Genomic DNA, 24,883 nt, shown 5'->3' on the forward strand with positions numbered 1-24,883 from the left:
AAACCGCCCTTCGACGAGCTATCTTTCCGGGCGTTGTGTGTTAAGACACCAGACGCAACCTCGCCTCGGCCCGAAAGCTCGATGAAAGCCACGACCGACGATAGCAGCCTTGAACATCAAACCCTTATTCCGTGCAAAATCCGCGGAGTCGGCGTATGACCGACCTGCCGGTGATTGGCGGCAACTTGGATTTCCTGTCCGGCGGGGGCGAGATGGGAGAGCGGATGCGCTCCCACGACTGGGCATCCACGGCGCTCGGCCCGCCGGAGGGCTGGCCGCAGAGCCTGCGCACCATCGTCAGCGTCGTCCTCTCCTCCCGGCAGGCGATGTTCGTGGCCTGGGGGCCCGAGTTGGCCTTCCTCTACAACGACGGCTATGTGCCGATCTTCGGGGCCAAGCACCCGGAGGCGCTCGGCCGTCCGTTCGCGGAGGTGTGGTGGGACATCTGGCACCAGATCAAGCCGCTGGTCGACCGCACGCTGTCCGGCGAAGCCTCCTGGTACGAGGATCTGCTGATCCCGATGGAGCGCCGGGGCTTCCGCGAGGACGCCTGGTTCACCTTCTCCTACACCCCGGTGCGGGGCGAGGACGGGCGCATTCCGGGGATGTTCTGCGCCGTCGTCGAGACGACCGCACAGGTGCTCGCCGCCCGGCGCACCGCCTTCCATCTGGAGCTGGAATCCCGGCTGCGCCAGCTCTCCGACCCTTTCGCGGTGGCGGCGGCGGCGGCGGAAGCCCTGGGTCGCCACCTGGGAGCCAGCCGCGTCGGTTACGGCGTGATGGACGAGACCGCGCGCTTTTTCACGACGGAGCGGAACTGGACCGACGGCAGCGTCGATCATCAGGCCGGCACCCATGACCTGCTGAGCTTCGGACCGGAACTTCTGGACACGCTGCGCGGCGGCGGGACGCTGACCATCCACGACACAGCGACGGACCCGCGATTCGCCGCGCCGGACCGCCAAGCCGCCTTCGCGGCGCTGAACCTCGCCTCCACCGTCACCACCAGCCTGGTGAAGAACGGGCGGATGGTCGCGGCCCTCTACATCCACGACCGCAAGGCGCGGCGCTGGCATCCGGACGAGGTCCGGCTGGTCGAGGAGGTGGCGGAGCGCACATGGTCCGCCCTGGAGCGCGCCCAGGCCGAGGAGTCGCTGCGCCGCGCCAATGCCCGGCTGGCCGCGGAGGGGGAGCAGATGCGCACCCTGTTCCGGCAGGCGCCCAACTTCATGTGTGTGCTGCGCGGCCCGGACCATGTGTTCGAACTGGCCAACGACTCCTACCGGCAACTGGTTGGCGACCGCCCCCTGATCGGCAAGCCGGTGCACGAGGCCATGCCGGAGGTCGCCGGGCAGGGCTTCTTCGAGTTGCTGGGCCGCGTCTACGACAGCGGGAAGCCCTTCGTCGGGCACGCCCTGCCGGTGCGGGTCGTCCGCCAACCCGGCGCGCCCGTCGAGGTACGCTTCATCACCTTCATCTACCAGCCGATCAAGGACGCCGACGGGCGGGTGACCGGGATCTTCTGCGAAGGCAGCGACGTCACCGAGGCCAAACGGGCCGAGGACGCGCTGCGCGACCTGAACGCCACGCTGGAGCAGCGCGTCGCCGAACGCACCGCCGACCGCGACCGCATGTGGCGCCTGTCCACCGATGTCATGCTGGTGGCGCGCTTCGACGGCGCCATCAGCGCGGTGAACCCGGCCTGGACCAGCCTGCTGGGCTGGTCGGAGGGCGAACTGGCGACGCGCAACTTCTTGGACTTCGTGCATCCGGACGATCTGGAGCGCACGCGGGCCGAGGCGGCACGGCTGGGCGCCGGGCACACCACGCCGCGCTTCGAGAACCGCTACCGCCACAAGGACGGGCGTTATCTCTGGCTGTCCTGGGTCGCCGTACCGGACGACCGCTTCATCCACGCCGTGGGCCGCGACATCACCGCCCAGAAGGAGGCCGACGCCGCCCTGCGGCAGACCGAGGAGCAGCTTCGCCAAGCCCAAAAGATGGAGGCGGTCGGCCAGTTGACCGGCGGCGTGGCTCACGACTTCAACAATCTGCTCCAGGCGCTGGAAGGCTGCCTGTCGATGATCGGGCGCCGCACGGAGGAGCCGCAGGTCCACGCCCTGCTCGACGCCGGGCAGCAGGCGGTGGGGCGCGGAGCCAAGCTGGTGCAGCAGCTCATGGCCTTCGCCCGGCGCGACAGCCTGCGCCCGGAAGCCATCGGCGTGCGCGACCGGATGCTCGCCATGTCGGCCCTGCTGGAACGGGCGCTGCGCGCCGACATCGCGCTGGATCTCCGCCTCGGCGACGATCTCTGGCCCGTCGAGGTGGACCCGACCCAGTTCGAACTGGCGGTCATCAACCTCGCCGTCAACGCGCGCGACGCCATGCCGTCCGGCGGGCGGCTGACGGTGGAGGCGGTCAACACGGTGTTTCCTCCGGGCGATCCGCGGGGGGTGGAGGGCGAATTCCTGCACCTGTCCGTGTCGGACACCGGCTGCGGCATGCCCGCCGCGGTGGCAGCCCGTGCCTTCGAGCCGTTCTTCACGACGAAGGACCTCGGTAAGGGGACGGGGCTGGGGCTGGCCCAGGTCTACGGCCTCGCCCGGCAGGCCGGCGGCACCGCCTGGATCGACAGCGCGCCGGACCGCGGCACGACGGTGCATCTTCTGCTCCGCCGCTCCGCCGTGACTCCGGCGGTGGAGCCCGCCCTGCCCGCCGCCATCGTGCCGCCGTCGGTTGGCGCGCGGCGCCACGGCCGCGTCCTTGTGGTGGAGGACGATCCCATCGTCGCCATGACCGTCAGCACGGCGCTGGAGGACGCCGGGTTCGCCGTGCTCTCCGCAGCCACTGCGGAGGAAGCGCTGCCCCACCTGTCGGACGACGGGGTCGACGTGCTGCTGAGCGACGTGGTGATGCCCGGTGGGATGAGCGGCATCGACCTGGCCCGCGAAGCCCGCGAGCGGCGACCCAGCCTGCCGGTCATCCTGGCGACCGGCTACAGCGAGGACATCGCCCGCGCCACCGGCATCCCGGTGCTGGCGAAGCCCTATCGGATCGACGAACTGGTCGGGCGGATCGACGCGATCCTGATGGGCCAAAACGAGGAATAAAAAGGTCGGGGAATAAAAAAGGCGGAGCCCCCAGGGGGACTCCGCCTTGGCCGGCCGCGATCCGGTTGGTCAGATGTGGTCGGAGGACAGGATGGCCTCGGCGTCGCCGCCGGTGCCGCGGCCCGGCAGGACCGCGTTCAGGACGACACCCATCAGCGCCGCCAGCGCCATCGAGGAGACGACGAAGCCGCCGTCGCCGAACTTCAGCGACGCCCCGCCAATGCCGATCACCAGGATGGTCGAGGAGATCAGCAGGTTGCGCTTGTCGCCCAGATCCACCTTGCCTTCGATCAGGGTGCGGATGCCCGAGGACGCGATGACGCCGAACAGGGCGATGGACACGCCGCCCATCACCGCCGTGGGGATGCTGGACAGGAAAGCCGACAGCTTGCCCACGAAACCCAGGATGATGGCGAGCGTCGCCGCCCCGCCGATCACCCAGACGCTGAACACGCGGGTCACCGCCAACACGCCGATGTTCTCACCGTAGGTCGTCGCCGGGGGACCGCCCAGCGCGCCCGCCACCATGGTCGCCACGCCGTCGCCGAACACCGAGCGGTGCAGGCCCGGATCGGCGATGAAGTTGCGGCCGACGACGCGGCTCAGCACGATCTGCCCGCCGATGTGCTCGGCGATGGTGACCAGCGCCACCGGCGCCACCAGCAGGATCATCGCCCAGGCCGAGACGCCCTCCTTCATGCCGGAGAACAGCAGGTGGAAGTCGGGCATCCGCAGGAAGGGCGCCGCAGCGACCGGTCCGAAGTCCACCATGCCGAAGACCACGCCCAGCGCATAGCCGGTCAGGATGCCCAGCAGGATCGGCACCACCGTGAAGAAGCCGCGCAGCACGATGGAGTAGAGGAAGATGCTGCCCAGCGTCGCCAGCGCCAGCAGGAAGTGCGGCAGGCTGTACTCGCCGCCGCCGGCGGTGTTCTGGGCCATGCCCACGGCGACCGAGGCGAGGCCGAGGCCGATCACCACGATCACCGGCCCGACGACGATGGGCGGCAGGATGGCCAGCAGCCAGCGCACGCCGAAGGCGCGGATCAGCAGGGCGACCGCCACATAGACCGCCCCCGCCGCACAGGCCCCGACCAGCGCGCCGCCGGTCCCGCCGATCTGGGTGGCGGCGACGATCGGGCCGATGAAGGCGAAGGAGGAGCCCAGATAGGCGGGCAGCCGCCATTTGGTGAAGGCCAGATAGATCAGGGTGCCCAGACCGCTGGTGACGAGCGCCACCGACGGGTCGAGACCGGTGAGGATCGGCACCAGCACGTTGGCGCCGAACATGGCGAACAGGTGCTGGAGGCTGAGCAGGAAAAAGGTGGCCGGGGGCGGACGGTCGTGGACGTCCAGCACCCGGTCGCGCGGGGCTGTCATGAACTGCGGTTCCCGTATCGGTGGTTGCGCGGCAAGGGTTACTCCGCGACGGCCTGCCCGGTCAAACGCCACCATGCGGAATTTTTCGGCACAAGGCCCCCACGAGGCCCGGGGGCACCGTCATAGGCGTGAAATCATTCCTTCGTTGCCTCACCATAGGCCATTCGTTAGTATGATGTTTGATAAAAATTCCCGTGAATGGACATGAGACTGCGTTCCCGCACGCGATGCGGGTTTGAGCGCTTGCCTTTAGAGTGATTGACCGCATGGCCGACGAACTGTTTGCACAACTTTCAGACACTCTTTCGTCGGCGAAGACGGTGGAGGAGCTGACGCGGCCCCTGCTGTCGCTTCTGGAGCTGGTGACGGAGCTGGAGGCCACCTACCTCACCCGGATCGAGCTGGAACACGGCATCCAGCGCATTCTCTTCTCCTGCAACACCAAAACCCTGACCATTCCTGAAGGGCTGGCCGTTCCGTGGGAGGGCACGCTGTGCAAGCGGGCGCTCGACGAAGGGAAGCTCTACACCGACGACGTGCCCAACTGCTGGGGCGACTCCGAGGCGGCGGCGGCTCTGGGCATCCGCACCTATGTCAGCACGCCCGTCCATCTCGACGACGGCAGCCTGTTCGGCACGCTCTGCGCCGCCAGCTCGGAGCAAAAGCCGCTGACGCCCAAGGGAGAGCAGGTGCTGCGCCTGTTCGCCTCGCTGATCGCCCTTCACATCCAGCGCGAACAACTCCTGACCCAGTTCCGGGAATTGAACGCGGCGCTGGAATCCTATTCCTACACCGACGCGCTGACCGGTCTGCCGAACCGGCGCGCCGTGGTCGCGGAGTTGCACCGGCTGTTCGCTATGGCCGAGCGGGCCGGCCAGAGCGTGCTGATTGGCTTCATCGACCTGGACGGCTTCAAGGCCATCAACGACACCCACGGGCACGAGGCGGGCGACGAATTCTTAACCGAGGTGGGGCGGCGCATCGGCACGGGGCTGCGGGCGGGCGACACGCTGGGCCGGCTGGGCGGCGACGAGTTCATCATCGTCGGCATGGGCGCCACGCCCGGCGCCGAGGGGGATGACGCCGCCGACGCCCTGCGCGAGCGGGTGACACCGCTGATCCGCGGCGCCTACCGCCTGGGCGGTTGCGCCTTCGACTATCCCGGGGCGAGCGTCGGGGTGGTCAGCGCTGACCCCGGCACCACGACGCCCGACGACGCGCTGCGCGCCGCCGACGCCGCCATGTATGTTCAGAAGAAGATTCGGCGGGCCGCCCGGGCCTGAGGCCCAAGCCAGACGCCGCCCGCGGCGATTGCCGGCGCCTTACGGGCCGTTGGCCACGCTCCAGGGGTCGGGAGCGGTCACATCGTAGGGCTGGGCGATGCCGCCCATCGACAGCGCATGGACCGAATTGCTGGTGAAGCCGCAGGCCTGTTCCGGATTCACGGCGGCGTTGGGACGGACGGCGTAGGGCCGCGGGGCGTCGGGCGACACCGAAGTGGCCTTGGTGCGCACGACCAGCCCATGGCCCGTCGGAACGCTCTGCTCCACCCAAATCCAGAGAACGTCCGGGTTGTCGCGGAAGCGGGCCAGCAGGGTGGACAGCGCCTCCGTGCAGGCGGCGTGGTCGAGCTGGTGGGCGCCGCGATCGATGATGGCCGAGGCCGGCCCGGACGAGGACGCGTCCGCGGGATTCCAGGTGAACGCCATGAGGCCGGACAGAGCGATGCCAGCGATGGAGGTTCCCCAGAGAACCCCGGCGTCGAAACCGGAATCACCGTGACGGCTGGAATGATCGCGCATCGTGACCCCTCTACAAAACACTCAACCGCGGCAACCGGCGTCTGCAGTGTCCCCGTCTGTTTGACAGGAACGCAGGCCCGTGACCTTGATCCAGAACAAGCATTTTATAATGCTCGTCCGGTTCATTGCTTATTGTGCACCGCAACATCTGCCCGTCAACACCCACCGGAAGCATGGCAGGGCTGATTCCGCGCGCTTTCACGCCCGCGTGGCGATGAACGCGGCAATTTGCCGCTCCTCCGTGCCGGAGCACCGTGACGACCAGCGGATGCGCCGTCGGCCGGCAGGCTCCCAGACAACGGTCCCGGCGGCGACATGGTTCCCGTCGCCGTCCGATTCGCCAACAAAGTCAGTTGGTTATATTTACGCACATTCAGGATTACAAACGAAGCCCGTCCTTCAATCCCAGGCCCCGCAGAACGATTGCGAACGCGCGGATGCCATTCCCTTTCACCCGCGCCGCCGCCGCGCGCTATGGTGCGCCCGGCGACCGGTGGACCGGCAAGAGTCCGGGGCGCCCGCAAGACGAGCACAAAGACAAAGAGCACGAGAACCGGAAGGGACGAGCATGAGTGACGAAACCCCCAGCCGCCGCGCCGCCGCGGCCTTCGCCCAGACCGCGGACACCGCGACCCCCGTCGCCTTCGCCGATCTGGTGGCCCTTCTGGAGCGCATCTTCCGGCGCCACGGCGCGTCGGAGCGGGTGGCGGCGATCCTGGCGGAGAACTGCGCGTCCTGCGAGCGCGACGGCTCCACCAGCCACGGCGTGTTCCGCATCCCCGGCTATGTGGGCTCGCTGAAGAGCGGATGGGTGGATGGGCGGGCCGAACCGACGGTGGAGGAGGCCGGTCCCGCCTTCCTGCGCGTCGATGCCGCCAACGGCTTCACCCAGCCCGCCTTCCTGGCCGCCCGCGACCGTTTCCTGGAGATGGTGCGCGACAACGGCGTCGCCGTGATGGCGATCCGCAACTCCCACCATTTCAGCGCCCTGTGGCCGGACGTCGAGCCCTTCGCGCGGGAGGGGCTGGTGGCGCTCTCCTTCGTCAACAGCTTCGCCTGCGTCGTGCCGCCGGGCGGCAAGGCCGCCGTCTACGGCACCAACCCGATGGCCTTCGCCACCCCGGTGGCCGGCGGCGACCCGATGGTGTTCGACCAGGCGGCCAGCTCCATGGCCAACGGCGACGTGCGCATCGCGGCGCGCGAGGGGCACACCATCCCCGCCGGCTCCGGCGTGGATCGCGACGGCAAGCCGACCACCGACCCCAAGGCCGTTCTCGACGGCGGCGCCCTGCTGCCCTTCGGCGGCCACAAGGGCGGCTCCATCGCCTTCATGATCGAGGTGCTGGCGGCGGCGCTGACCGGCGGCAAATACTCGCGCGAGGTCGATTGGTCGGCCCATCCCGGCGCCGAGACGCCCTGCACCGGCCAGCTCTTCATCGTCATCGACCCGGAGCGCGGCGGGACCGGCGCCTTCGCCGACCGCGTCGCCGGCCTCATCGGGAACGTCAAGGAGGCGGGGCAGGACCGCATGCCGGGCGAGCGCCGCTACGCCCGCCGCGCCCGCACCCTGCGCGACGGCATCCCGCTGGCCCCCGCCCGGCTGGCCGAGCTGCGCCCCCTGGCCGGCGACGCCTGACCCCCCTCCCCCCCCTTAAACCCGGGTCGTTTCCCGCCATGACGACGCCCACCATCGCCACCCTGTCCCGCCAGCTCGACGACGGCGCCACCACCAGCCGCCAGCTCGTCGACGCCGCCCTCGCCGCCATCGCGGCCGGAGGCGAGGAGGCGCGCAAGACCTACACCGCCCTGCACGCCGAGCCGGCCCGCGCGGCGGCGGACGCCCAGGACCTGCTGCGCCGGGCCGGGCAGCACCCCTCCCCGCTGGCCGGCCTGCCGATCTCGGTCAAGGACCTGTTCGACGAGGCCGGGAACGTCACGCGGGCCGGGTCGCGGGCGCTGGAGGGCGCCGCCCCCGCCGACCGCGACGCCGACGCGGTGGCCCGGCTGCGCGCCGCCGGGGCGGTGGTGGTGGGGCGGACCAACATGACGGAGTTCGCCTTCTCCGGCGTCGGCATCAACCCGCATTACGGCACCCCCGGCAACCCCGCCGATCCCGCGCGCATCCCCGGCGGCTCGTCGTCGGGCGCCGGGGTGTCGGTGGCGGCCGGCCATGTCCCGCTGGCGCTGGGCACCGACACCGGCGGCTCGGTCCGCATCCCGGCGGCGCTGTGCGGCATCGTCGGCTTCAAGCCGACGCAGCGCCGGGTGTCGCTGCGCGGCGCCCTGCCGCTGTCCTGGTCGCTGGATTCCATCGGGCCGCTCGCCCGGACGGTGGAGTGCTGCGCCATCGCCGACGCCGTCCTGGCCGGCGAGGCGGAGTGGGTGCCCCCGCCGGTCAGGGTGGCCGGGCTGCGCTTCGCCGTGCCGCAAACCGTGGTCCTGGATGGCATGGAGGACGCGGTGGCCGCCGCCTTCGACGCCGCCTGCCGCCGCCTGTCCGAGGCCGGGGCGCGCATCATCGACATCCCCATGGCGGAGCTGGCGGAAGTCGGCCCGGCCAACGCCAAGGGCGGCCTGCCCGCGGCGGAGGCGGCCCACTGGCACCGCGATCTGCTGGCGGAGAAGGGCGACCTCTACGATCCCCGCGTCCGCGTGCGGATCGAGCGCGGCCGGACCATGAGCGCCGCCGATTACATCGAGGTCACTCAGCGCCGCGCCGACCTGATCGCCCGCACCGACCGGACCACGGCGGACTACGACGCGCTGCTGATGCCGACCGTGCCGCTGCTGGCGCCGCGCATCGACGCCTTCGCCGATGATGCGGAGTTCGCACGACTGAACCTGCTGCTGCTGCGCAACTGCGCGCTGTTCAATTTTCTGGACCGCTGCGCCATCAGCCTGCCGATGCAGCGCGCCGGCGACCTGCCCAGCGGCCTGATGCTGGTCGGCGCGGCGGGGGCCGACCGCCGTCTGCTGTCCATCGCCGCGGCGGTGGAACCGGTGGTGGGCGCCTGACGCGAGGGGGGCGGCGCAACCGCCCCTCCCAAGAGGCCCCCATCAAAACCCCAAGGCGCAGCCGTCCTTGCGGTGGTCCGAGCCGGCGATCAGCAGGCCGGCCGCGTGGTCGATCCAGATCGCCTGCCCACCGCCCATCGCCTCGTCCCGGCGGACCACCGCGTGGCCGCGGCGCGCCAGTTCCGCCGCGGTGTCCTCCGCCACGGTGGGTTCGATCTCCAGAACCCCGTTGAAGGCGAAGCTGCGCGGCTGGTCGATGGCGGTCTGGACGTCCAACCCGCGGTCGAGCACCGCCGATACGAAGGCGCCGTGCCCGGCCGCCTGATAATGGCCGCCCATCACGCCGAAGGGGCAGACCGCGCGCCCGTCCTTGCGGATCAGGCCGGGGATGATGGTGTGCAGCGGGCGGCGGCGCGGCGCCAGGGCGTTGGGGTGCCCCTCAGTCAGGCGGAAGGAGGTGCCGCGGCTGTGCAGGAGGACGCCGGTCGCCGGGTCGAGCTGCACGCTGCCGAAGCTGTGGAAAATCGAGTTGATGAAGGAGATGGCGTTGCCGTCGCGGTCGACCACGCTGAGGCAGACCGTGTCCTTGTGCTCCGCCTCCGTCCACAGCGCGGGGGGCTGGGCGCGGGCCGGGTTGATGCGGCGGCGCAGCGCCGCCGTCGCCTCCGCGGACAGCAGCGCCGCGGCGGCGTCCGGTCCGCCCTCCCCCACCAGGACGTCGCGGTGGTGGTAGGCGAGCTTGGTCGCCTCGGCCTGCAGATGGTGGCGGTCCGCGTCGCCGACCGACGGCGACAGGTCGAAGCCGCCCAGCGCGTTCAGGATCATCAGCGCGGCGAGGCCCTGGCCGTTCGGCGGGCACTCGAGAATCTCATATCCGCGGTAGTCGGTCGCGATGGGCGTCACATACTCCGCCCCGTCCTGCGCCGCCACGAAGTCGTCCAGCGTGTGCAACCCGCCGCGGGCGCGCAGGAAGCCGACCAGCGACTCCGCCGTCGCCCCCGTGTAGAAGGCCGCCGCCCCGTGCGCCGCGATGTCGCGCAGCCGCTGGCCGAGCAAGGGCTGGGCATGGCGTTCCCCGGCGCGCGGGGCGCGGCCACCGGGCAGGAAGACGGCGCGGCAGCCCTCGTCCGCCGCCAGAAGGGGGACCGCCGCCGCCCAATCCCGGGCCACCCGCGGGGAGACGCCGTAGCCCTCCTCGGCGTAGCGGATGGCGCGGAGGAAGATCCGGTCGAGCGAAAGCCGCCCGTGGTCGGCGTGCAGCCGCGTCCAGGCGGCGACGGCGCCCGGCACGGTGACCGCGTGGGCGCCGTGGCGCGGGATCTCGCCGGTGACGCCCAGCCCGGCCAGACGCTCCACGCTCGCGGCGGCGGGAGCGCGCCCGCTGCCGTTCAGGGCGACCACCGGCCCGTTCGCCGGGGCGTAGAGGGCGAAGGCATCGCCGCCGATGCCGGTCATGTGCGGCTCGACCACGCATTGCACAGCGACGGCGGCGATGGCCGCGTCCACGGCGTTGCCGCCCGCCGCCAGGATCTCAAGGGCCGCCGCGCTCGCCAGCGGGTGCGAGGTGGCCACCGCGGCCTCCGCCGCCACCAGCGCCGACCGTCCGGGCCGGCAGAAGTCACGCATCACGATGGAAGCCTCCGGACCGGGGGAAGAGGATCAATGCGGGCTGCGGCGCAGGGGGACCACGCGGCGTCCCCGCACCTCCGGCTCTTCCGCGCCGTGGGCGTGCACCTTCTTGAGTTGGATGACGTAACGCTCGGCGCCGTTGACCATCACGGCGATGACGGTCGGCCCGTTCGCCCAGTCGCTGGGCACGAGGTGAAGTTCCTTGATGCGCGCGGTTCCGGCGGTCAGCTCCGCAAGGTCGAGAACCTCGTCCCCGGCGCGAAACCCCAGATATTCATCAACGATCATGGCGTCCGGCGGCAGTGTCTTGGCGGCAGTGTTCCCAAGCCTACCAGCACCGCGGGCGGCGGGCCACCGTACAGGCCGCCGCCCGGCGCTTTTTCATAGAAGACCTTACGGACGGCGCGTCAGGTGGCAAAACGAGTCATATGGCAAAACGAGTCATATGATTGTCCCAGCGGAAGTCGGCCAGCCGCAGGCCGTCGCCCGGCAGGTCCGGCGCCGCGCCGACGGTCCGGAGATTGCCCAGCCCGCTGCTCGCCAGGAAGCCGTCGCCATCCGGGGCAATGCCGCAGCCGTCGGGCAGCGCCGCCGACCCCAGCCACGCGCCGGTGGCGTCGTCCCACAGCCCGATGATGCCGCCCTTGGGCGAACTGGCCGCGACCTTGCCCTTGTCGGCGGCGACGCTGCCGATGTAGCCCTCGAAGCGGGACAGCTCGTCGTCCGGCGTCTCGAACAGGCGCACCGCGCCGCCACCCGGACGGTGCGTGCCGGTCAGCGGCTGGAGCATGCCGACGGGCCGCTCGTCCTGCGCGCCGAAGGCGATGCCGCCGTCGGCCAGAGCGGCGATGTGGCGGATGCCGAGATTCGCGTGCTCCTCCGGCAGGCGCACCTGATCGAGCAGCTTCCCGCTCGCCACCTCGACGTAGGTGATGGAGGAGTCCATCTCGTCCAGGTTCAGCTTGGCCCGGCCGGTGTCCGGGTGGGTGATGACGCCGCCGTTGCCGACCGCCAGGACCGTGCCGTCCGCGATCATCAGAAGCTCGTGCGGCCCCAGCCCGTGGGTCGGCATCGCGCCGACACGGCGGTAGCCGTCCATCGCGTCGTAGACGCCGATCGACCCGGTCTCGCGCGGCACATCGTCCTCCGCCACGTAGAGCAGCCGCCCGTCGGTGGAGAAGGCGCCATGGCCGGTGAAGCGGCGGTCCTCCGGCGCGCGGATCACCGGCCCCGGGTGCCCGTCAACCAAGGACAGCGGCATGAACCAGCGCCCCGGACGGCGGGCGAAGGCGACCGCCTCGGCCCGCGTCGGGTGCGGGACGATGCCATGGGCGCGGCCCGGAGTCGGGGTGGTGAAGCGCACGCCGCCCGCTCCGTCCAGCGCCGCCACGCCATACTCCGGCGATGCCGTCGCGGTGGCGTAGGCGTTGAGGAACAGCGTCCCCCCGGCGGTCTCCGCCCGCGCCGGCCCCAGGAGGGCACCAAGCAGCCCTCCTCCAAGCAGGCCGCCGCCAATCAGCAGCAGGGTGCCCCGGCGGGTCGCGTCCATCGCTCAGTCTCCATCCAGTTCATTGAAGCCGATGCTGATGTCCAGCAGCGGCGCCACCGTGCCGGTCAGCAGGTTGCGCAGGTCCTTGGCCCGTTGCAGGGTGGCCTCCACGGTCTTGCGCTTGGCCGGATCGGTGACGGCGACGTTGATCGGGGCGGGGATCGCCTCGGCGGCGCGGATCGCGGCGGTGAAGCCCTCCTCCAGCGCGCGGCGGGCCTGGGTCCCGGCGTCGCCGGCGGGCAGCAGCGCGGTCAGGCCGGGACCGCCGCCCTCGCCCAGCAGCAGCGCGCGCAGCGCCTCCAGGTTGATGCGGACGTTGCGCGCCGACTGGCCGCTGCGCAGCGCCTCGGCCACCGCGGGCTTGGCTTCCCCGGCGTTGGGGCCGAGCGGCGCCAGCAGCTTCTGGTCGGCGACCACCTGCAGGGCGGTGAGCGCCCCGGTGAACAGGACGTTGACCGCGGACCCGGCGTCGGGGCCGAGCGCGGTCTGTTCTCCGGCGGTCAGCGGCGCCTCCAGCGCCTTCCAGCCGTCGCGGACCTCGCGGGTGATGGCGAGGACGTTCTGCGCCACCGCGGCGGCCAGCGCGCCGCGGAAGCGTCCGGCCTCATCCCCCTGGAAACCAGCGGCGGTGACGCCCTCGTCGAACAGCAGCCGCTCCAGCGCGGTCAGCCCCTGCACCGCGGCGCTCTGGCGGGCCAGCCCGCCCGGCTCCAGCAGCTTCGGATCGCGGGCCTTCAGCATGGCGAGGATCTGGCGCTGCACCACCCCGGCCCGCTCCGGCCAGAAGGCGATGCGGTCGGCGCGCAGCTCCATCGACAGCGGGCCGGCGCGCAGGTGCTGGACGCCGGCCCAAGCCTCGTAAACGGCGCGGTGGGCGGCGCGGCAGCTTTCCAGCCCGTCCGCCGTCGGCGCCGCGGTGAACTGGGCCAGCCGCTCCGCGTAGATGCCAGCGGCACTGGCCAGCGCGTCGAAGCGCGGCAGGGCGTGGGTTCGGACCAGACCGCCCAGCACGGCGGCGTCCCCCGCCGGCTCCCGCGCCGCCAGGGCGAGCTTGCCCGGCAGGAGGATCGACAGGGCGGCGGCCGACATCAGGCCGATCATGCGGCGGCGTTGCATCTCATCACCTATGCCATTCAAACCGTGTGGACTTTAGAGCCCCAGAACGAAACGCACCAACTTTTCCCGGTCGCCGCGCGGCAGGGCCATGAAGGCGCCGCGCGCCCTGTCCGCCTCGCCGCCGTGCCACAGGATGGCCTCGGTCACGCTGCGCGCCCGCCCGTCGTGGAGCAGGGCCAGCGTGCCGTCGGACTGCGCCAGCCGCTTCATCCCCCACAGCGGCGTCGTGCGCCAGTCGCGGCCCCGCGCCTCGCCCATCGCCACGCCGTCGGCCAGATCCTCGCCCAGGTCGTGGAGAAGCAGGTCGCTGTAGGGGAAGATCGTCCGGCGGGACAGCGCGGGATGCGCGGCGTCCTCCGCCGTGGTGAAGGAGGGGCGGTGGCAGGACGCGCAGCCGGTGGCGGCGAACAGCGCGCTGCCCGCCGTGTCACGCGGCGCCTCCAGCCCGCCGTCGGGCGGCAGGGTGCGCAGATAACCGTCGATCAGCCCGATCACCGTGGAGGGGATCTCCAGCCCCTCATACTGCGGGGAGTCGCCGTGCGGGGCGTTCCGGCATTCGGTCTGCGCCGGGGTGCAGTCGCCCCAGGGCTCGGGATAGGCCGGGGTCGACATGCCGATGTCGAGGCTGAAGGCCTCAGAATTCTGGCGGTGCAGCGTCGGGTGGACGGCCTTCCAACCGAAGCGGCCGAGTTGCCGTGTGCCCTCCGGCGCCACCCAGTTGGGGCGTCCGGCGATGCCGTCGCCGTCGCGGTCCTCCGGATCGGCGCCGGACAGGATGTCGGCCTCGGGAATGCGCTCCAGCAGGCCCATGCCGCGCACGGACGGGGCGATGCGGGCGGAGATCGCCGTTGCCTCGGCCAGCGGTCCGTAATTGAGGTCGATGACGGTCACCAGCGGGCGGCGCAGCGTCGCCGTGTCGCCGTCGGGGAATCGCACCGTCTCCTCGCGGTAGGTCAGGACGGGCTTGCCCTCGATGGCGAAGCCGAGCACCGCGTTGGTCTGGATCTGCCGCCCATAGACGGGATCGCCACTGAGCTTCAGCGCGTAGCCGACGCCGCGGTCGTCGGGCGTATCGGGGTCGGGCGGGCGCCCCTGACGGGCCGCCGGATGGCAGGCGGCGCAGGAGCGGGCGTCGTAGAGCGGACCCAGCCCGTCGTTGGCGTGCGTCACCGTGGGGGCGCTGACCCACATCCTCCGGAACAGCTTTTCGCCGATCCGGACGTCGAGGTCGCCCGCCACCGCCGGCAGGGCCGGCAGCAGAGCGAGCAGGAAGGCGAGGCGGGCTTTCATCGGTCGGGCGGGCATCGGTCGGGCGGAGTGCCCCATTTCATAAAGACGAAAAGGCCGGGCTGCGGTCCCTCCCCCGCGCGGGCGGTCGGCGGGGAGCGGACAACGCCGCCCCACGCGGGAAAGAGGGACCGCAACCCGTGGCCCGCCGGCTTACTTGCCGACGGCCGACGGGTTGTCGAGGCTGTCCGAACCGGCCAGCTCGACCGAGACGCCCAGGGCGGCGACGACGCCTTCCAGGGCCTTCTTCTGGTCGACCAGACGGTCCACCGCGGTCGAAATGATCGCGTTGCCCTCGGCGTTGTCGGTGCCGATCATCTGATCGTAGGCCATCTTGCCGCTGTCGGCGGTGTCCTTCATGACCTTCATCGCAGCGGTGGTGGCGGTCATCGCCTCCTTCACCTTGGCGTCGGCCTCCGGCGCGGTGGCGGCGACATACTGCGACAGCGACGGGCCGGTCACGACCTTGCCGTCCACGCGGGTGTAGCGGCCGCTGTAGACGTTGACCATGCCGATCTGGTCGTAATAGTGCGAGTTGTGGGTGTTGTCGGAGAAGCAGTCATGCTCCTCCTCCGGATCGTGCAGCATGAGGCCGAGCTTCATGCGCTCGCCGGCCAGCTCGCCGTAGCTGAGGCTGCCGAGGCCGGTCAGGATGCGGGCAACGCCCTCCGACTCCTTGGCCTTGGCGACGGACGCGCGGGCCTTACCCTTGGCGCCCCAGGCCTTGGCCATCTCCTCCAGATCCTCGACCAGCATCTGGGTGGCGACGGTCAGGAACTGGGCGCGGCGGTCGCAGTTGCCGTTGGTGCAGTCCTTGCCCTTGGCGTAGTCGGTCGCCTTACGGTCGCCGGCTCCCGGACCCGTGCCGTTCAGGTCCTGGCCCCACAGCAGGAACTCGACGGCGTGGTAGCCGGTCGCCACGTTGGCCTCGACCTTGCCGGCCTCGTGCAGCTTGTCGGCCAGCAGCTCCTTGGTGATCTTGCGGGCGTCGATGGTCTTGTCGCCGGCCTTGATCTTCGGGTTGGCGATCACGTTGGCCTTGGCGAACGGGTTGCTGTCGCCGCCAGCATAGCCGTCGTCCACATAGTCGATCAGGCCCTCGTCCAGCGGCCAAGCGTTGACCTTGCCTTCCCACTCGTCGACGATCGGGTTGCCGAAGCGGAAGGCCTCAGTCTGCATGTAGGGGACGCGGGCGTTCAGCCACGCCGTGCGAGCGGCGGCCAGCGTCGCCTCCGACGGGTTGGCCACCAGCGCGTCGACGGCCTTCTTCAGCGCCTTGGCGGTGCTGGCGGAGTCCTCGTAGCTGGCCTGGGCGATGTCGGCGTAGGTCTTCACCACGTCCTTGTAGGCGGGCTTGGACGACTGAGCGTCGGCGGCGAGCGGCGCCAGCGCGATGAGAGCCGCGGCGGCAAGGCCGGAGGCGTGCTTGAACATGAAGGTCTCCTCAAGCGTCGGTGATCGTTGGCGTGAGAGCCATGAAAGTGCGAAGCATTCTCAACATGCGCCGCTAATCACTCTTATTGTCAAGATGCAATTGCCAAGCAGGCTGCGCATTGCCGAATTTGCGGCGGACGGCGGGGCCATCGCGGCGGCCCCGCCCACCCACGCTCACTTCACCAGCGGTTCGTAGCGGGCGTCGGTCAGCGTCTTCATGAAGGCGACCAGCGCCTTGATTCGGCGGTCGTCGAGCGCCGGCCCCTCCTCCAGCTCCTTGATGGAGACGGTGGCGGCGATTTCCGGATTGGCCCAGGGCTTGCCGGTTTCGGGATTGATCTGGTCCGCCGGCTTGGTGCTGTTGTACTTGTTGTAGAAGCGGACGACGGTCTCCAGGTCCTTGAAGACGCCGTTGTGCATGTAGGGGCCGGTCACCGCGACGTTGCGCAGGGTCGGCGTCTTGAATTTCCCCTCATGCGCCTTCTGGCCCTTCAGCGCCGGATTCTCGGCCAGCCCGCGGTCGATGTGCGTCGCCGCCACCCCGTTGGCCGCCCGCAGCTCCGCGTTCACCGGAACGCCGATGTTGTGGTACTCGTAGTTGGTGAAGACCTCGTTCTTCGCCGCCGGCATGGCGTTCAGCTTGTGGCAGACGTTGCAGTTGGTGAACTGCTGCGAGAAGAACAGGGTCATCCCCAGCTCCTCCTCGCCGGTCATCTTGTATTCGCCGCGCAGATAACGGTCGTACTTGGAATCGAAGGGCGAGAAGACGTCGGTCGTCTCGAAGGCGGCGATGCTGTCGGTCATCGCGTCATAAGCGCGGTCGGCGTCGTCCAGCACCCCCGCGCCATAGAGGGCGACGAAACTCCGCGCGTAGTCGGCGTTCTCCTTCAACCGCCCCTGCACCTCCGCCTTGGAGGCCATGGCCATCTCGGCGGGGTTCAGCGGCGGGCCGCCGGCCTGCTCCTGGAGAGTGGCGGCCCGGCCGTCGTGGAACTGCCCGCCGAAGGGAACCCCGCTGGCCTTGAAGCCGAAGCGCGGGGAAAGGTGGGCATAGGCGGCGGTCGGCGCGTTGCGGTCGCCCAGCGACTTGCCGTCGGCTCCCAGCGACGCCGCGCCGCGCGGGTCGGCGAAGCCGAACTCCGGGTTGTGGCAGGTCGCGCAGGACTGGCTGCGGGTGGAGGACAGGTTGTTGTCGAAGAACAGCGCCTTGCCCAGCTCGGCCTTGGCCTTCTGCAGGTCCGCCTTCTGCATCTCCGCCGGATCGGCGGCCAAGCCGGAGCCACCGGCGATCAACAGGGCGGACAGCGCCGCGGCCGGCGCGACATACTTGCCGAACAATGACATCCTGACTCTCGCTCCTTGACGGCGGTGGCCCGCGGCGGCAATCCATGGCGGGGCCTGCCGGTCAGTATCCATGCCCTTCGGCCTGGATGATAGTTATTCTCATTATCACGAACATGCGACCTATTGCCACTGGTCGTAGGACCGGCGGGATTAACCCCTCGCCCCATTCGTCCGGCCCCGTTCCCGGACGGACGATCCGGTCCGGGCGCTTCGGTCTGACGGAAAAGGGTACCCCGACCCGGCTACCGACTCTGCTTCGCCAACCGGCAGGCCTGCCACCATTCCGGGGAGAGGCGCCACCACCGTCGGGACTCCAAATGCTCCGCACGCTACGAAGGGAGTGGCGGCCCCGGTGCCGGCACAATCCCGGCATAGCTCGATAATCACTTCAAATTCTAATCATTTCCTTTCAAAGCAATCCGATTGTCATTCACGCCCCCGCGTTGCGCTCTCCTTCCCGTTTCTTTGACCCGACGCCGCTGCACATGGCGATTCCTGCACTTTGCCTGAAGGCAGCGCTAAAAGTTGCGTTGCGGATCGCAAAGACAACGATGCCGGCCCGCCGGACTACCCCAATCGATAGGTTTATTAAAATACCGGCTTTCGACATCCTGAAATCACAGACGCCGTGCATTCCCTGAAAATCAGTAATCAGCCCCTCCGCTTCACAATGTCGAAGCAAAAACCCTTCGCATAACAATTATCAACGGAGAAAATCAATGACCCTGTTCGCCAACATCCGCGCCATCATTTCCCCGGTCCAGGCCGCCACCAAGGACCGCAAGGGCATCACGGCCCTCGAATACGGTCTGGCGGCGGCACTTGTCGCGCTGGTCATCATCGGCGGCGCCCGCACCTTCGGCACCAACGTCAGCACCCTGTTCACCGGCATCGGCTCCACGGTCAGCGGCACCTCGACGAAAATTCCGTAAACACCGCTCCTCCCCTCCCACGCAAAGCTCCCGCCATGGATACGATCGCGGTCTTCGATCCCCTCTCCCTGGTACTGCCCATGGCGGGGCTTGCGCTGGGCTGGGCGGCGGCGGACGACCTGTGCCGGCGCATCATTCCGGACACGGTGTCGATCCTCCTCGCCAGCCTCGGTCTCGCGCTTCCGCTGTGGCAGGGCGCCCCCTTTCCCTGGGCCAGCCTTGCCGCCGCCGCCACGCTGTTCCTCATCCTGTGTGCCCTTCATGGGCGGGGCTGGCTGGGCGGCGGGGACGTGAAGCTGGCCTCGGCCATCCTGCTGCTGGTCGGGGTGGAGCGGGCCGCCCCCTTCGCGACCACCACCGCGCTGGCCGGCGGAGTGCTCTCCCTTCTCTATCTCGCCGGATGGCTCGCCCTGCGCAACGCGCGCCCGGCGCGCCGGTTGCTGCGCTTCTTCGGCGGCCAGCCCGGCCCGGCCCGGATCGTTGCCCATCTCCTGGCGGCCGAGGCGCACCGCATCGCCACCCGCCATTCCGTGCCCTACGGCGTCGCCCTGGCCGCCGGCGGGCTGCTCACCCTCTCCAACCCCACCGGAGGAGCGGCATGGTTCTGAGAGTGCTTTTCCTGTCCCTGCTGCTCGTCGGGCTGTCGCTGGTGGGCTACGTGTCCTTCTCGATGCTGCCGGCCCCGACCGCCGCCGTCGCGGTCCCGGCGCCCCAGGCGCCCATGGATTCCGTGCTGGTCGCCGCCCGCCCGATCTCCACCGGCATGCTTCTGCGCGCCGAGGATCTGCGCTGGGAGCCCTGGCCGCCGGGTCGCCTCGGCGACGGCTACATGGTGCGGGGCCGCGTTGCCGAAAGCGCCTACAGCGGCGCCGTCACCCGCCGGTCCTTCGCGGCGGGCGAGCCGATCATGGCCGGCCACATCGTCGCGCCGGGGGAGCGCGGCTTCCTCGCCGCCGTCCTGTCGCCGGGCAGCCGCGCCGTCTCGGTGGCGGTGGACGCGGTCAGCGCGACCGGCGGGCTGATCTGGCCCGGCGACCGCGTGGATCTGATCCTGACCCAGAATTTCGAATCCCAGGCAGGGCGCGACCTGCGCAGCCGGGCGGTCGGCGAAACCGTGCTCCAGAACCTGCGCGTTATCGCCATCGACCAGCAGCTCGGCGAGGCGGGCATGGCGAAGAACGGGCCGGACGGACGCATCCCCCGCACCGTGACGCTGGAGGTCACCGCCCGTCAGAGCGAGACGGTCACCGTCGCCGCCGCGATGGGCAAGCTGTCGCTGGCGCTGCGCAGCCTGCTTTCCGACGAGACCGTCCTTGCCGCGGGCGATGCGGAAGCCGCTTCGGCCCCGACCTGGGCCGAAGACGTGTCGCCCGCCCTGCGCCAGCTTCCCGCACCCCACAGCGCGGAGGCGCCCGCCGCCCGCCGCCCGCCGCTGCTCATCATCCGCGGCTCCAAGACGGAAACGCTCGAACGCTGAACCGGTGCGCCGACCCAGGGGGGACGAAGTCATGACGATGGCAACCATCAACACCACAAGCCGGGTCGCGGCCCTCAGGATCATGGGGGCGGCCCTCCTGGCCGGGCTGTTCGCGGCGCTGGCCGCGGCGCCCGCCCAATCCCAGCAATCCCAGGCGCAGCAGCGCCCCCGCGAGATCACGCTGGAGGTCGGCGGCGGACAGCCGGTCAACCTGCCGGCCCCGGCGGCCAGCGTCTTCACCTCCGCCCCGGAGATCGCCGACGTGCAGGCGTCCGGCCCGCAGGCCTTCTTCATCGTTGCCAAGACGCCGGGACGGGCCAGCGTCTACGCCCTCTCGGCGGACAACAAGCCACTCGCCGCCTTCAGCGTCGTCGTCACCATGCCGGTCGGCGACCTGCGGTCGAAGCTGGTCGCCCAGGTCCCCAACGCCGCCATCGACGTGCAGAGCACCGGCAACGGCATCACGTTGACCGGCACCGTCTCCTCCCCCGCCACGGCGCGGCAGATGGTCGAGCTGGCCGAGCGCTACGTCGGGCAGGGGCAGACCGTCACCAACCGCCTGACCGTCGCCTCCCCCGCCCAGGTGAACCTGCGGGTCCGCGTCGCCGAGGTGTCGCGCCAGGTAACCAAGGAACTGGGCGTCAATTTCGAGAGCATGTTCAACATCGGCTCCTTCGCCTTCGGGATCGCCACCGGGCGCCCCATTCTCGACGCAGCCGGCAACCTGATCCGCGCCCTCCCGCCGACCAACTCCTTCGGCGGCAGCTACCGCTCCAGCAACGGGCGGGTGGACATCAACACGGTGGTGGACGCGCTGGCCGAGGACGGGCTGATCACCGTGCTGGCCGAGCCGAACCTGACCGCCCTGTCCGGCGAGACCGCCAGCTTCCTGGCCGGCGGCGAGTTCCCCATCCCGGTCGCCCAGTACGACCGCACCACCACCATCCAGTTCAAGAAATACGGCGTCAGCCTGGACTTCACCCCCACCGTGCTGGGCGGCGGCCAGATCAGCATGCGCGTCCGCCCGGAGGTCAGCGAGCTGACCAACAACGGCGCCGTCGTGGTCGACTCCATCCGCATCCCCGGCCTGTCGGTGCGCCGCGCCGAGACGACCATCGAGCTGGCCAGCGGGCAGAGCTTCGCCATCGCCGGCCTGCTCCAGAACAACACCTCGGCGACGCTGGACGCCGTGCCGGGGCTGGGCGACGTGCCGGTGCTGGGGGCGCTGTTCCACTCCAGCAAGTTCCGCCGCAACGAGACGGAGCTGGTCATCGTCGTGACCCCCTACCTCGTCCGCCCGGTGTCCGCCGCCAACGCCCTGTCCGCCCCCACCGACGGCTTCGTCGCGGCGACCGACGTGGAGCGCATCTTCCTGAACCGCGCCCAGAGCCTGCAGCCCCCGGCCGGCGGCAGCAGCGCGGCCGGCACCGCCCCGCTCGCCGCCCCGATGGTGATCGGGCCGGGCGCCGCCCGCCTGCACGGCGACGCCGGCTTCAGCCTCCAATGACCCCTTTCGCGGAGCACAGCGCCATGTCCAAAGCCATGCGAACGCCGATGCTGCTTCTGCCACTCCTCACGGGTCTGCTGGGCGGCTGCGCCGTGCCGCAGACTCCCCCGCCGATGCCCACCGCCCAAGTACCCGCCGTGAGGGCGCTCAGCAACACCGTCCCCTTCGCCATCGACCCGCGCAGCGGCGCCATCGCGGCGGAGGAGCGCGGCCGGGTGGTCCGCACGGTGGCCGGGCTCGGCCGCGACACCACCCCCCATGTGACGGTCACCGGTCCGCTGCTGGCCGCCCCGGCGCGGTCCGCCGTCGCCTCCCTGCTGGGCGCGGCCGGCGTGCCGCCGGAGAACGTCACCTTCACCCCCGACCAGACCGGCGCCCCGGCGCTCCAGGTGACCAGCTACGTCGCGCTGGCCCCGGACTGCGCGGCGTGGAGCGACATCTACAGCGGCTGGTACCAGAACAGCCCGACCGAGGCGCTGGGCTGCAGCAACCGGCGCAACCTCGCTCTGATGCTGGCCGACCCGCGCGACCTGGTGCAGGGCCGCGAGACCGTGCCTGCCGACGGCCAGCGCATGGCCGGCGCCGTCCAGCGCTACCGCGCCGACCAAGTGAAGCCCTTCGTGAAGGGCAACGGCACCAGCGCCTTCGTGCTGTCCCCCGCCCTGAACGGAAGCCAGGAGGAGCAATGAGCCTGCTCGCCACCCTTCTCGGCGACGCGCCGTCGCCGGCCGACGCCGCCCGCGGCACCGGTCCCCGCCTGCTCGCCTACGTCGCCGACGCGGCCAGCGCCGCCCTGCTGAGCAGCGCAGCCCCGTCCCTGCTGCCCTGCGAGGTGCGGACCGGCGACATCCGCAGCGCCGTCCGCGATCTCGCTCGCCAGCGCTCGCCGGATCTGCTGCTGGTCGATCTGTCCGGCGTCGCCGACCCGCTGGCCGCCATGGAGGCGCTGGCCGGAGTCTGCGACCCGTCGGTGCGGGTCATCGCGGTCGGCGACAGCAACGACATCGGCCTCTACCGCGACCTGCGCCGGATCGGAGTCACCGACTATCTGTTCAAGCCGTTGTCCCGCGATCTGCTGGAGGGGGCGCTGCGCGCCGCCGGCGCCGGCAGCGGGGCGGACGAGGCGCCGGGACGGCTGGGCAAGCTGGTGGCGGTGGTCGGCGCGCGCGGCGGCGTGGGGACGACGACGGTCGCGGTGCATCTGGGCTGCTGGCTGGCCGACGGGGCGCGCGGGCGCACGGCGCTGGTCGACCTCGACCTGCAGAACGGCACGGTGGCGCTGGCCCTCAACCTGCGGCCCGAGCCGGCGCTGCGCGAGGCGGTCGAGGCCCCCGACCGTGTGGACGACGTGTTCATGGAGCGCGCCATGGTCGCCGCCTCCGACCGGCTGTCCGTTCTGGCGGCGGAGGAGCCGGTGGAGGACGTGATCGACATCGCGCCGACCGCGGCCCTGTCGGTGCTGAACCGTCTTCAGGCCCGCCACAACTACGTCGTCGTGGACGCCGGCCGCGCCCAGGGCGGGGCCGCCCGCGCTGCGCTGGAGGCGGCGTCCATCGCGGTCCTGGTCGGCGACGCCAGCGTCGCCGGCCTGCGCGATCTGGTGCGGCTGCGCGCCGCCATCGCGCGCCGGTCCGGCGGCGGACGTCTCGTCACCGTCCTGAACCGGCGCGGCGCCCCCGGGGAGCTTCCCGCGGCGGACCTGATGCGCACGCTGGGCGAGCCGCCGGAGCACGCCCTGCCCTACCGCCCGGTACCGCTGGCCGTCGCCGCGGGCGTCGGCGAGCCGGCCTTCCGCCATTGCCGCCGCTTCCGCGAGGCGATGGAGCGGCTGGGCGCCGACGTCGCCGGCCAGCCCGCCGCCCAGGACGGCCTGTTCCGCCGCTGGGTGCGGCGATGAGCACGCTGTTCGGCCGCAAGGCCGCACCCCCCTCCCTGACGGTCGCCAGCCCGCCGCCCGGGGAGCCGAAGCCCGCCCCGGTCGCCGCACCGGCGGCGGCGCCCGTCCCGCCGCCACCGGCCGCGCTGCGCCCGGTCAACCGCTCGCTGAACGACATCCGGTCCCAGGTGCTGGCCCGCATCGACCCGGCGACCATCGCCGACATGCCGGCGGAGACGCTACGCCCGCTGGTCGAGCGGCTGATCGACGACATCGCCACCACCAGCCGCAGCCAATTGAACGGGCGCGAGCAGGCCACGCTGGCGACGGAGCTGGTCCACGACATGATCGGGCTGGGGCCGCTGGAACCGCTGCTGGCCGACGACGCGATCACCGACATCATGGTCAATGGCCCCTCCCGCACCTTCGCCGAGCAGCGCGGCAAGCTGGTGGAAATGCCGGTGCGCTTCCGCGACGCCGGGCATCTGCTGAACATCGCGCAGCGCATCGCCTCGGCGGTCGGGCGGCGGGTGGACGAATCCAGCCCGATGGTCGACGCCCGGCTGGCCGACGGCAGCCGCGTCAACATCGTGGTGCCGCCGCTGGCGCTCGACGGCGCCTGCATCTCCATCCGCAAATTCGCCCGCCGCACCATCGGCTTCCGCGAACTGGTGGAGTTCCGCAGCATGTCCGAGCCGATGGCCCGCGCGCTGGAGATCATCGGGCGCTGCCGGCTGAACGTCATCATTTCCGGCGGCACCGGCTCGGGCAAGACGACGCTGCTCAACGCCATGTCCCGCCCCATCGAGGCGACTGAGCGCGTCATCACCATCGAGGACGCGGCCGAACTCCAGCTCCAGCAGCCCCACGTCGTCCGGCTGGAGACGCGCCCGCCCAACCTGGAGGGCCAAGGGCAGGTGACGCAGCGCGACCTCGTCCGCAACGCCCTGCGCATGCGGCCCGACCGCATCATCATCGGCGAGGTGCGCGGGGCGGAGGCCTTCGACATGCTCCAGGCCATGAACACCGGCCATGACGGGTCGATGTCGACCATCCACGCCAACAACCCGCGCGACGCGCTGAGCCGCGTCGAGAACATGGTGCTGATGGCCGGGATGAACCTGCCCAGCCGGGCCATCCGCCAGCAGATCGCCGGGGCGGTCAACGTCATCGTCCAGGTCCAGCGAATGCGCGACGGCGTGCGCCGCATCACCCACGTCACCGAGCTGGTCGGCATGGAGGGCGACGTGATCCTGACCCAGGACCTCTTCACCTTCGAGTTCCGCGGCGAGAACCGCGACGGCATCCTGGAGGGGCGCTACGCCGCCACCGGCCTGCGCCCGCGCTTCGCCGACCGGCTGGCCTATTTCGGGCAGGAGGCGGCCTGGAACACCGCCACCACCGGCCTGTAGCGGGAGGGAACAC

The 24,883-nt window shown here is 70.9% G+C and carries 20 protein-coding genes; 11 read left to right on the forward strand and 9 right to left on the reverse strand.

Going from position 1 to position 24,883, the window contains the following annotated elements:
- Positions 1 to 155: 155 nt before the first annotated feature.
- Entirely contained in the window at positions 156 to 3,110 is a 2,955-nt protein-coding gene (locus tag ACWPXE_RS29320; protein WP_454020653.1) for a PAS domain-containing protein, read from the forward strand.
- Between the two features lie 69 nt (positions 3,111 to 3,179).
- On the opposite strand, the gene ACWPXE_RS29325 is transcribed toward ACWPXE_RS29320, so the two are convergent.
- Positions 3,180 to 4,490: a solute carrier family 23 protein gene (locus ACWPXE_RS29325; RefSeq protein ID WP_237908103.1), complete on the reverse strand. Its 1,311-nt coding sequence runs from the start codon at positions 4,488 to 4,490 to the stop codon at positions 3,180 to 3,182.
- Between the two features lie 266 nt (positions 4,491 to 4,756).
- On the opposite strand from ACWPXE_RS29325, the gene ACWPXE_RS29330 reads away from it, so the two are divergent.
- Positions 4,757 to 5,773, forward strand: coding sequence for a sensor domain-containing diguanylate cyclase (locus ACWPXE_RS29330; protein ID WP_454020654.1), 1,017 nt, complete (start codon positions 4,757 to 4,759; stop codon positions 5,771 to 5,773).
- A 39-nt stretch (positions 5,774 to 5,812) separates the two neighbouring features.
- Here ACWPXE_RS29330 and ACWPXE_RS29335 read toward each other — a convergent pair whose 3' ends face one another.
- Positions 5,813 to 6,292 (reverse strand): hypothetical protein, encoded by a 480-nt coding sequence (locus ACWPXE_RS29335; protein WP_454020655.1) that lies wholly within the window; start codon positions 6,290 to 6,292, stop codon positions 5,813 to 5,815.
- Positions 6,293 to 6,860: 568 nt separating this feature from the next.
- Between ACWPXE_RS29335 and ACWPXE_RS29340 the strand changes: the two genes are divergently transcribed.
- On the forward strand, positions 6,861 to 7,928 hold the full coding sequence (locus ACWPXE_RS29340; RefSeq protein ID WP_454020656.1) for an Ldh family oxidoreductase: 1,068 nt from the start codon (positions 6,861 to 6,863) through the stop codon (positions 7,926 to 7,928).
- 38 nt (positions 7,929 to 7,966) lie between these two features.
- Positions 7,967 to 9,307, forward strand: coding sequence for an amidase (locus ACWPXE_RS29345; protein ID WP_454020657.1), 1,341 nt, complete (start codon positions 7,967 to 7,969; stop codon positions 9,305 to 9,307).
- A 42-nt stretch (positions 9,308 to 9,349) separates the two neighbouring features.
- Here ACWPXE_RS29345 and ACWPXE_RS29350 read toward each other — a convergent pair whose 3' ends face one another.
- From ACWPXE_RS29350 to ACWPXE_RS29380, 7 genes are all read right to left on the reverse strand, one after another.
- A complete protein-coding gene (locus ACWPXE_RS29350; protein WP_454020975.1) occupies positions 9,350 to 10,933 on the reverse strand; it encodes a gamma-glutamyltransferase family protein in 1,584 nt (527 codons plus the stop codon).
- 33 nt (positions 10,934 to 10,966) lie between these two features.
- On the reverse strand, positions 10,967 to 11,224 hold the full coding sequence (locus ACWPXE_RS29355; RefSeq protein WP_149167507.1) for a hypothetical protein: 258 nt from the start codon (positions 11,222 to 11,224) through the stop codon (positions 10,967 to 10,969).
- A 136-nt stretch (positions 11,225 to 11,360) separates the two neighbouring features.
- Positions 11,361 to 12,485, reverse strand: coding sequence for a DUF1513 domain-containing protein (locus tag ACWPXE_RS29360; RefSeq protein ID WP_454020658.1), 1,125 nt, complete (start codon positions 12,483 to 12,485; stop codon positions 11,361 to 11,363).
- Between the two features lie 3 nt (positions 12,486 to 12,488).
- Entirely contained in the window at positions 12,489 to 13,601 is a 1,113-nt protein-coding gene (locus ACWPXE_RS29365) for an imelysin family protein (RefSeq protein ID WP_454020659.1), read from the reverse strand.
- A gap of 33 nt (positions 13,602 to 13,634) precedes the next feature.
- Positions 13,635 to 14,891: a di-heme oxidoredictase family protein gene (locus tag ACWPXE_RS29370; RefSeq protein ID WP_454020660.1), complete on the reverse strand. Its 1,257-nt coding sequence runs from the start codon at positions 14,889 to 14,891 to the stop codon at positions 13,635 to 13,637.
- Between the two features lie 150 nt (positions 14,892 to 15,041).
- On the reverse strand, positions 15,042 to 16,322 hold the full coding sequence (locus ACWPXE_RS29375) for an imelysin family protein (protein ID WP_454020661.1): 1,281 nt from the start codon (positions 16,320 to 16,322) through the stop codon (positions 15,042 to 15,044).
- A 174-nt stretch (positions 16,323 to 16,496) separates the two neighbouring features.
- Complete coding sequence (locus ACWPXE_RS29380; protein ID WP_454020662.1) at positions 16,497 to 17,666, reverse strand: cytochrome-c peroxidase; 1,170 nt, start codon at positions 17,664 to 17,666, stop codon at positions 16,497 to 16,499.
- Between the two features lie 719 nt (positions 17,667 to 18,385).
- Between ACWPXE_RS29380 and ACWPXE_RS29385 the strand changes: the two genes are divergently transcribed.
- From ACWPXE_RS29385 to ACWPXE_RS29415, 7 genes are read left to right on the forward strand one after another with little or no spacing between them, the layout of a single operon-like run.
- Positions 18,386 to 18,598 carry a Flp family type IVb pilin gene (locus ACWPXE_RS29385; protein WP_454020663.1) on the forward strand — a complete coding sequence of 71 codons (213 nt, stop codon included), beginning with the start codon at positions 18,386 to 18,388 and terminating at the stop codon, positions 18,596 to 18,598.
- Between the two features lie 35 nt (positions 18,599 to 18,633).
- Positions 18,634 to 19,206 (forward strand): A24 family peptidase, encoded by a 573-nt coding sequence (locus ACWPXE_RS29390; protein WP_454020664.1) that lies wholly within the window; start codon positions 18,634 to 18,636, stop codon positions 19,204 to 19,206.
- The gene (gene cpaB, locus ACWPXE_RS29395) at positions 19,197 to 20,075 is read left to right on the forward strand and encodes a Flp pilus assembly protein CpaB (protein WP_454020665.1); all 879 of its coding nucleotides are present in this window, start codon (positions 19,197 to 19,199) and stop codon (positions 20,073 to 20,075) included. The genes ACWPXE_RS29390 and cpaB overlap by 10 nt, the downstream gene beginning before the upstream one ends.
- Before the next feature lie 31 nt (positions 20,076 to 20,106).
- A complete protein-coding gene (locus ACWPXE_RS29400) occupies positions 20,107 to 21,582 on the forward strand; it encodes a type II and III secretion system protein family protein (protein ID WP_454020666.1) in 1,476 nt (491 codons plus the stop codon).
- 23 nt (positions 21,583 to 21,605) lie between these two features.
- Positions 21,606 to 22,271: a CpaD family pilus assembly protein gene (locus ACWPXE_RS29405; RefSeq protein WP_454020667.1), complete on the forward strand. Its 666-nt coding sequence runs from the start codon at positions 21,606 to 21,608 to the stop codon at positions 22,269 to 22,271.
- Positions 22,268 to 23,479 carry an AAA family ATPase gene (locus tag ACWPXE_RS29410; protein WP_454020668.1) on the forward strand — a complete coding sequence of 404 codons (1,212 nt, stop codon included), beginning with the start codon at positions 22,268 to 22,270 and terminating at the stop codon, positions 23,477 to 23,479. Before ACWPXE_RS29405 ends, ACWPXE_RS29410 begins: the two co-directional genes overlap by 4 nt.
- Positions 23,476 to 24,870, forward strand: coding sequence for a CpaF family protein (locus ACWPXE_RS29415; protein ID WP_454020669.1), 1,395 nt, complete (start codon positions 23,476 to 23,478; stop codon positions 24,868 to 24,870). Before ACWPXE_RS29410 ends, ACWPXE_RS29415 begins: the two co-directional genes overlap by 4 nt.
- The last annotated feature ends 13 nt before the right edge of the window (positions 24,871 to 24,883 follow it).

The organism is Azospirillum sp. Marseille-Q6669 (assembly GCF_965111635.1).

Excerpts from the sequence above, each read along its gene's own strand:
- ACWPXE_RS29320 (WP_454020653.1), top strand. The coding sequence starts at position 156 with ATGACCGACCTGCCGGTGATTGGCGGCAACTTGGATTTCCTGTCCGGC.
- ACWPXE_RS29325 (WP_237908103.1), bottom strand. The coding sequence starts at position 4,490 with ATGACAGCCCCGCGCGACCGGGTGCTGGACGTCCACGACCGTCCGCCC.
- ACWPXE_RS29330 (WP_454020654.1), top strand. The coding sequence starts at position 4,757 with ATGGCCGACGAACTGTTTGCACAACTTTCAGACACTCTTTCGTCGGCG.
- ACWPXE_RS29335 (WP_454020655.1), bottom strand. The coding sequence starts at position 6,292 with ATGCGCGATCATTCCAGCCGTCACGGTGATTCCGGTTTCGACGCCGGG.
- ACWPXE_RS29340 (WP_454020656.1), top strand. The coding sequence starts at position 6,861 with ATGAGTGACGAAACCCCCAGCCGCCGCGCCGCCGCGGCCTTCGCCCAG.
- ACWPXE_RS29345 (WP_454020657.1), top strand. The coding sequence starts at position 7,967 with ATGACGACGCCCACCATCGCCACCCTGTCCCGCCAGCTCGACGACGGC.
- ACWPXE_RS29350 (WP_454020975.1), bottom strand. The coding sequence starts at position 10,933 with ATGCGTGACTTCTGCCGGCCCGGACGGTCGGCGCTGGTGGCGGCGGAG.
- ACWPXE_RS29355 (WP_149167507.1), bottom strand. The coding sequence starts at position 11,224 with ATGATCGTTGATGAATATCTGGGGTTTCGCGCCGGGGACGAGGTTCTC.
- ACWPXE_RS29360 (WP_454020658.1), bottom strand. The coding sequence starts at position 12,485 with ATGGACGCGACCCGCCGGGGCACCCTGCTGCTGATTGGCGGCGGCCTG.
- ACWPXE_RS29365 (WP_454020659.1), bottom strand. The coding sequence starts at position 13,601 with ATGCAACGCCGCCGCATGATCGGCCTGATGTCGGCCGCCGCCCTGTCG.
- ACWPXE_RS29370 (WP_454020660.1), bottom strand. The coding sequence starts at position 14,891 with ATGAAAGCCCGCCTCGCCTTCCTGCTCGCTCTGCTGCCGGCCCTGCCG.
- ACWPXE_RS29375 (WP_454020661.1), bottom strand. The coding sequence starts at position 16,322 with ATGTTCAAGCACGCCTCCGGCCTTGCCGCCGCGGCTCTCATCGCGCTG.
- ACWPXE_RS29380 (WP_454020662.1), bottom strand. The coding sequence starts at position 17,666 with ATGTCATTGTTCGGCAAGTATGTCGCGCCGGCCGCGGCGCTGTCCGCC.
- ACWPXE_RS29385 (WP_454020663.1), top strand. The coding sequence starts at position 18,386 with ATGACCCTGTTCGCCAACATCCGCGCCATCATTTCCCCGGTCCAGGCC.
- ACWPXE_RS29390 (WP_454020664.1), top strand. The coding sequence starts at position 18,634 with ATGGATACGATCGCGGTCTTCGATCCCCTCTCCCTGGTACTGCCCATG.
- cpaB (WP_454020665.1), top strand. The coding sequence starts at position 19,197 with ATGGTTCTGAGAGTGCTTTTCCTGTCCCTGCTGCTCGTCGGGCTGTCG.
- ACWPXE_RS29400 (WP_454020666.1), top strand. The coding sequence starts at position 20,107 with ATGACGATGGCAACCATCAACACCACAAGCCGGGTCGCGGCCCTCAGG.
- ACWPXE_RS29405 (WP_454020667.1), top strand. The coding sequence starts at position 21,606 with ATGTCCAAAGCCATGCGAACGCCGATGCTGCTTCTGCCACTCCTCACG.
- ACWPXE_RS29410 (WP_454020668.1), top strand. The coding sequence starts at position 22,268 with ATGAGCCTGCTCGCCACCCTTCTCGGCGACGCGCCGTCGCCGGCCGAC.
- ACWPXE_RS29415 (WP_454020669.1), top strand. The coding sequence starts at position 23,476 with ATGAGCACGCTGTTCGGCCGCAAGGCCGCACCCCCCTCCCTGACGGTC.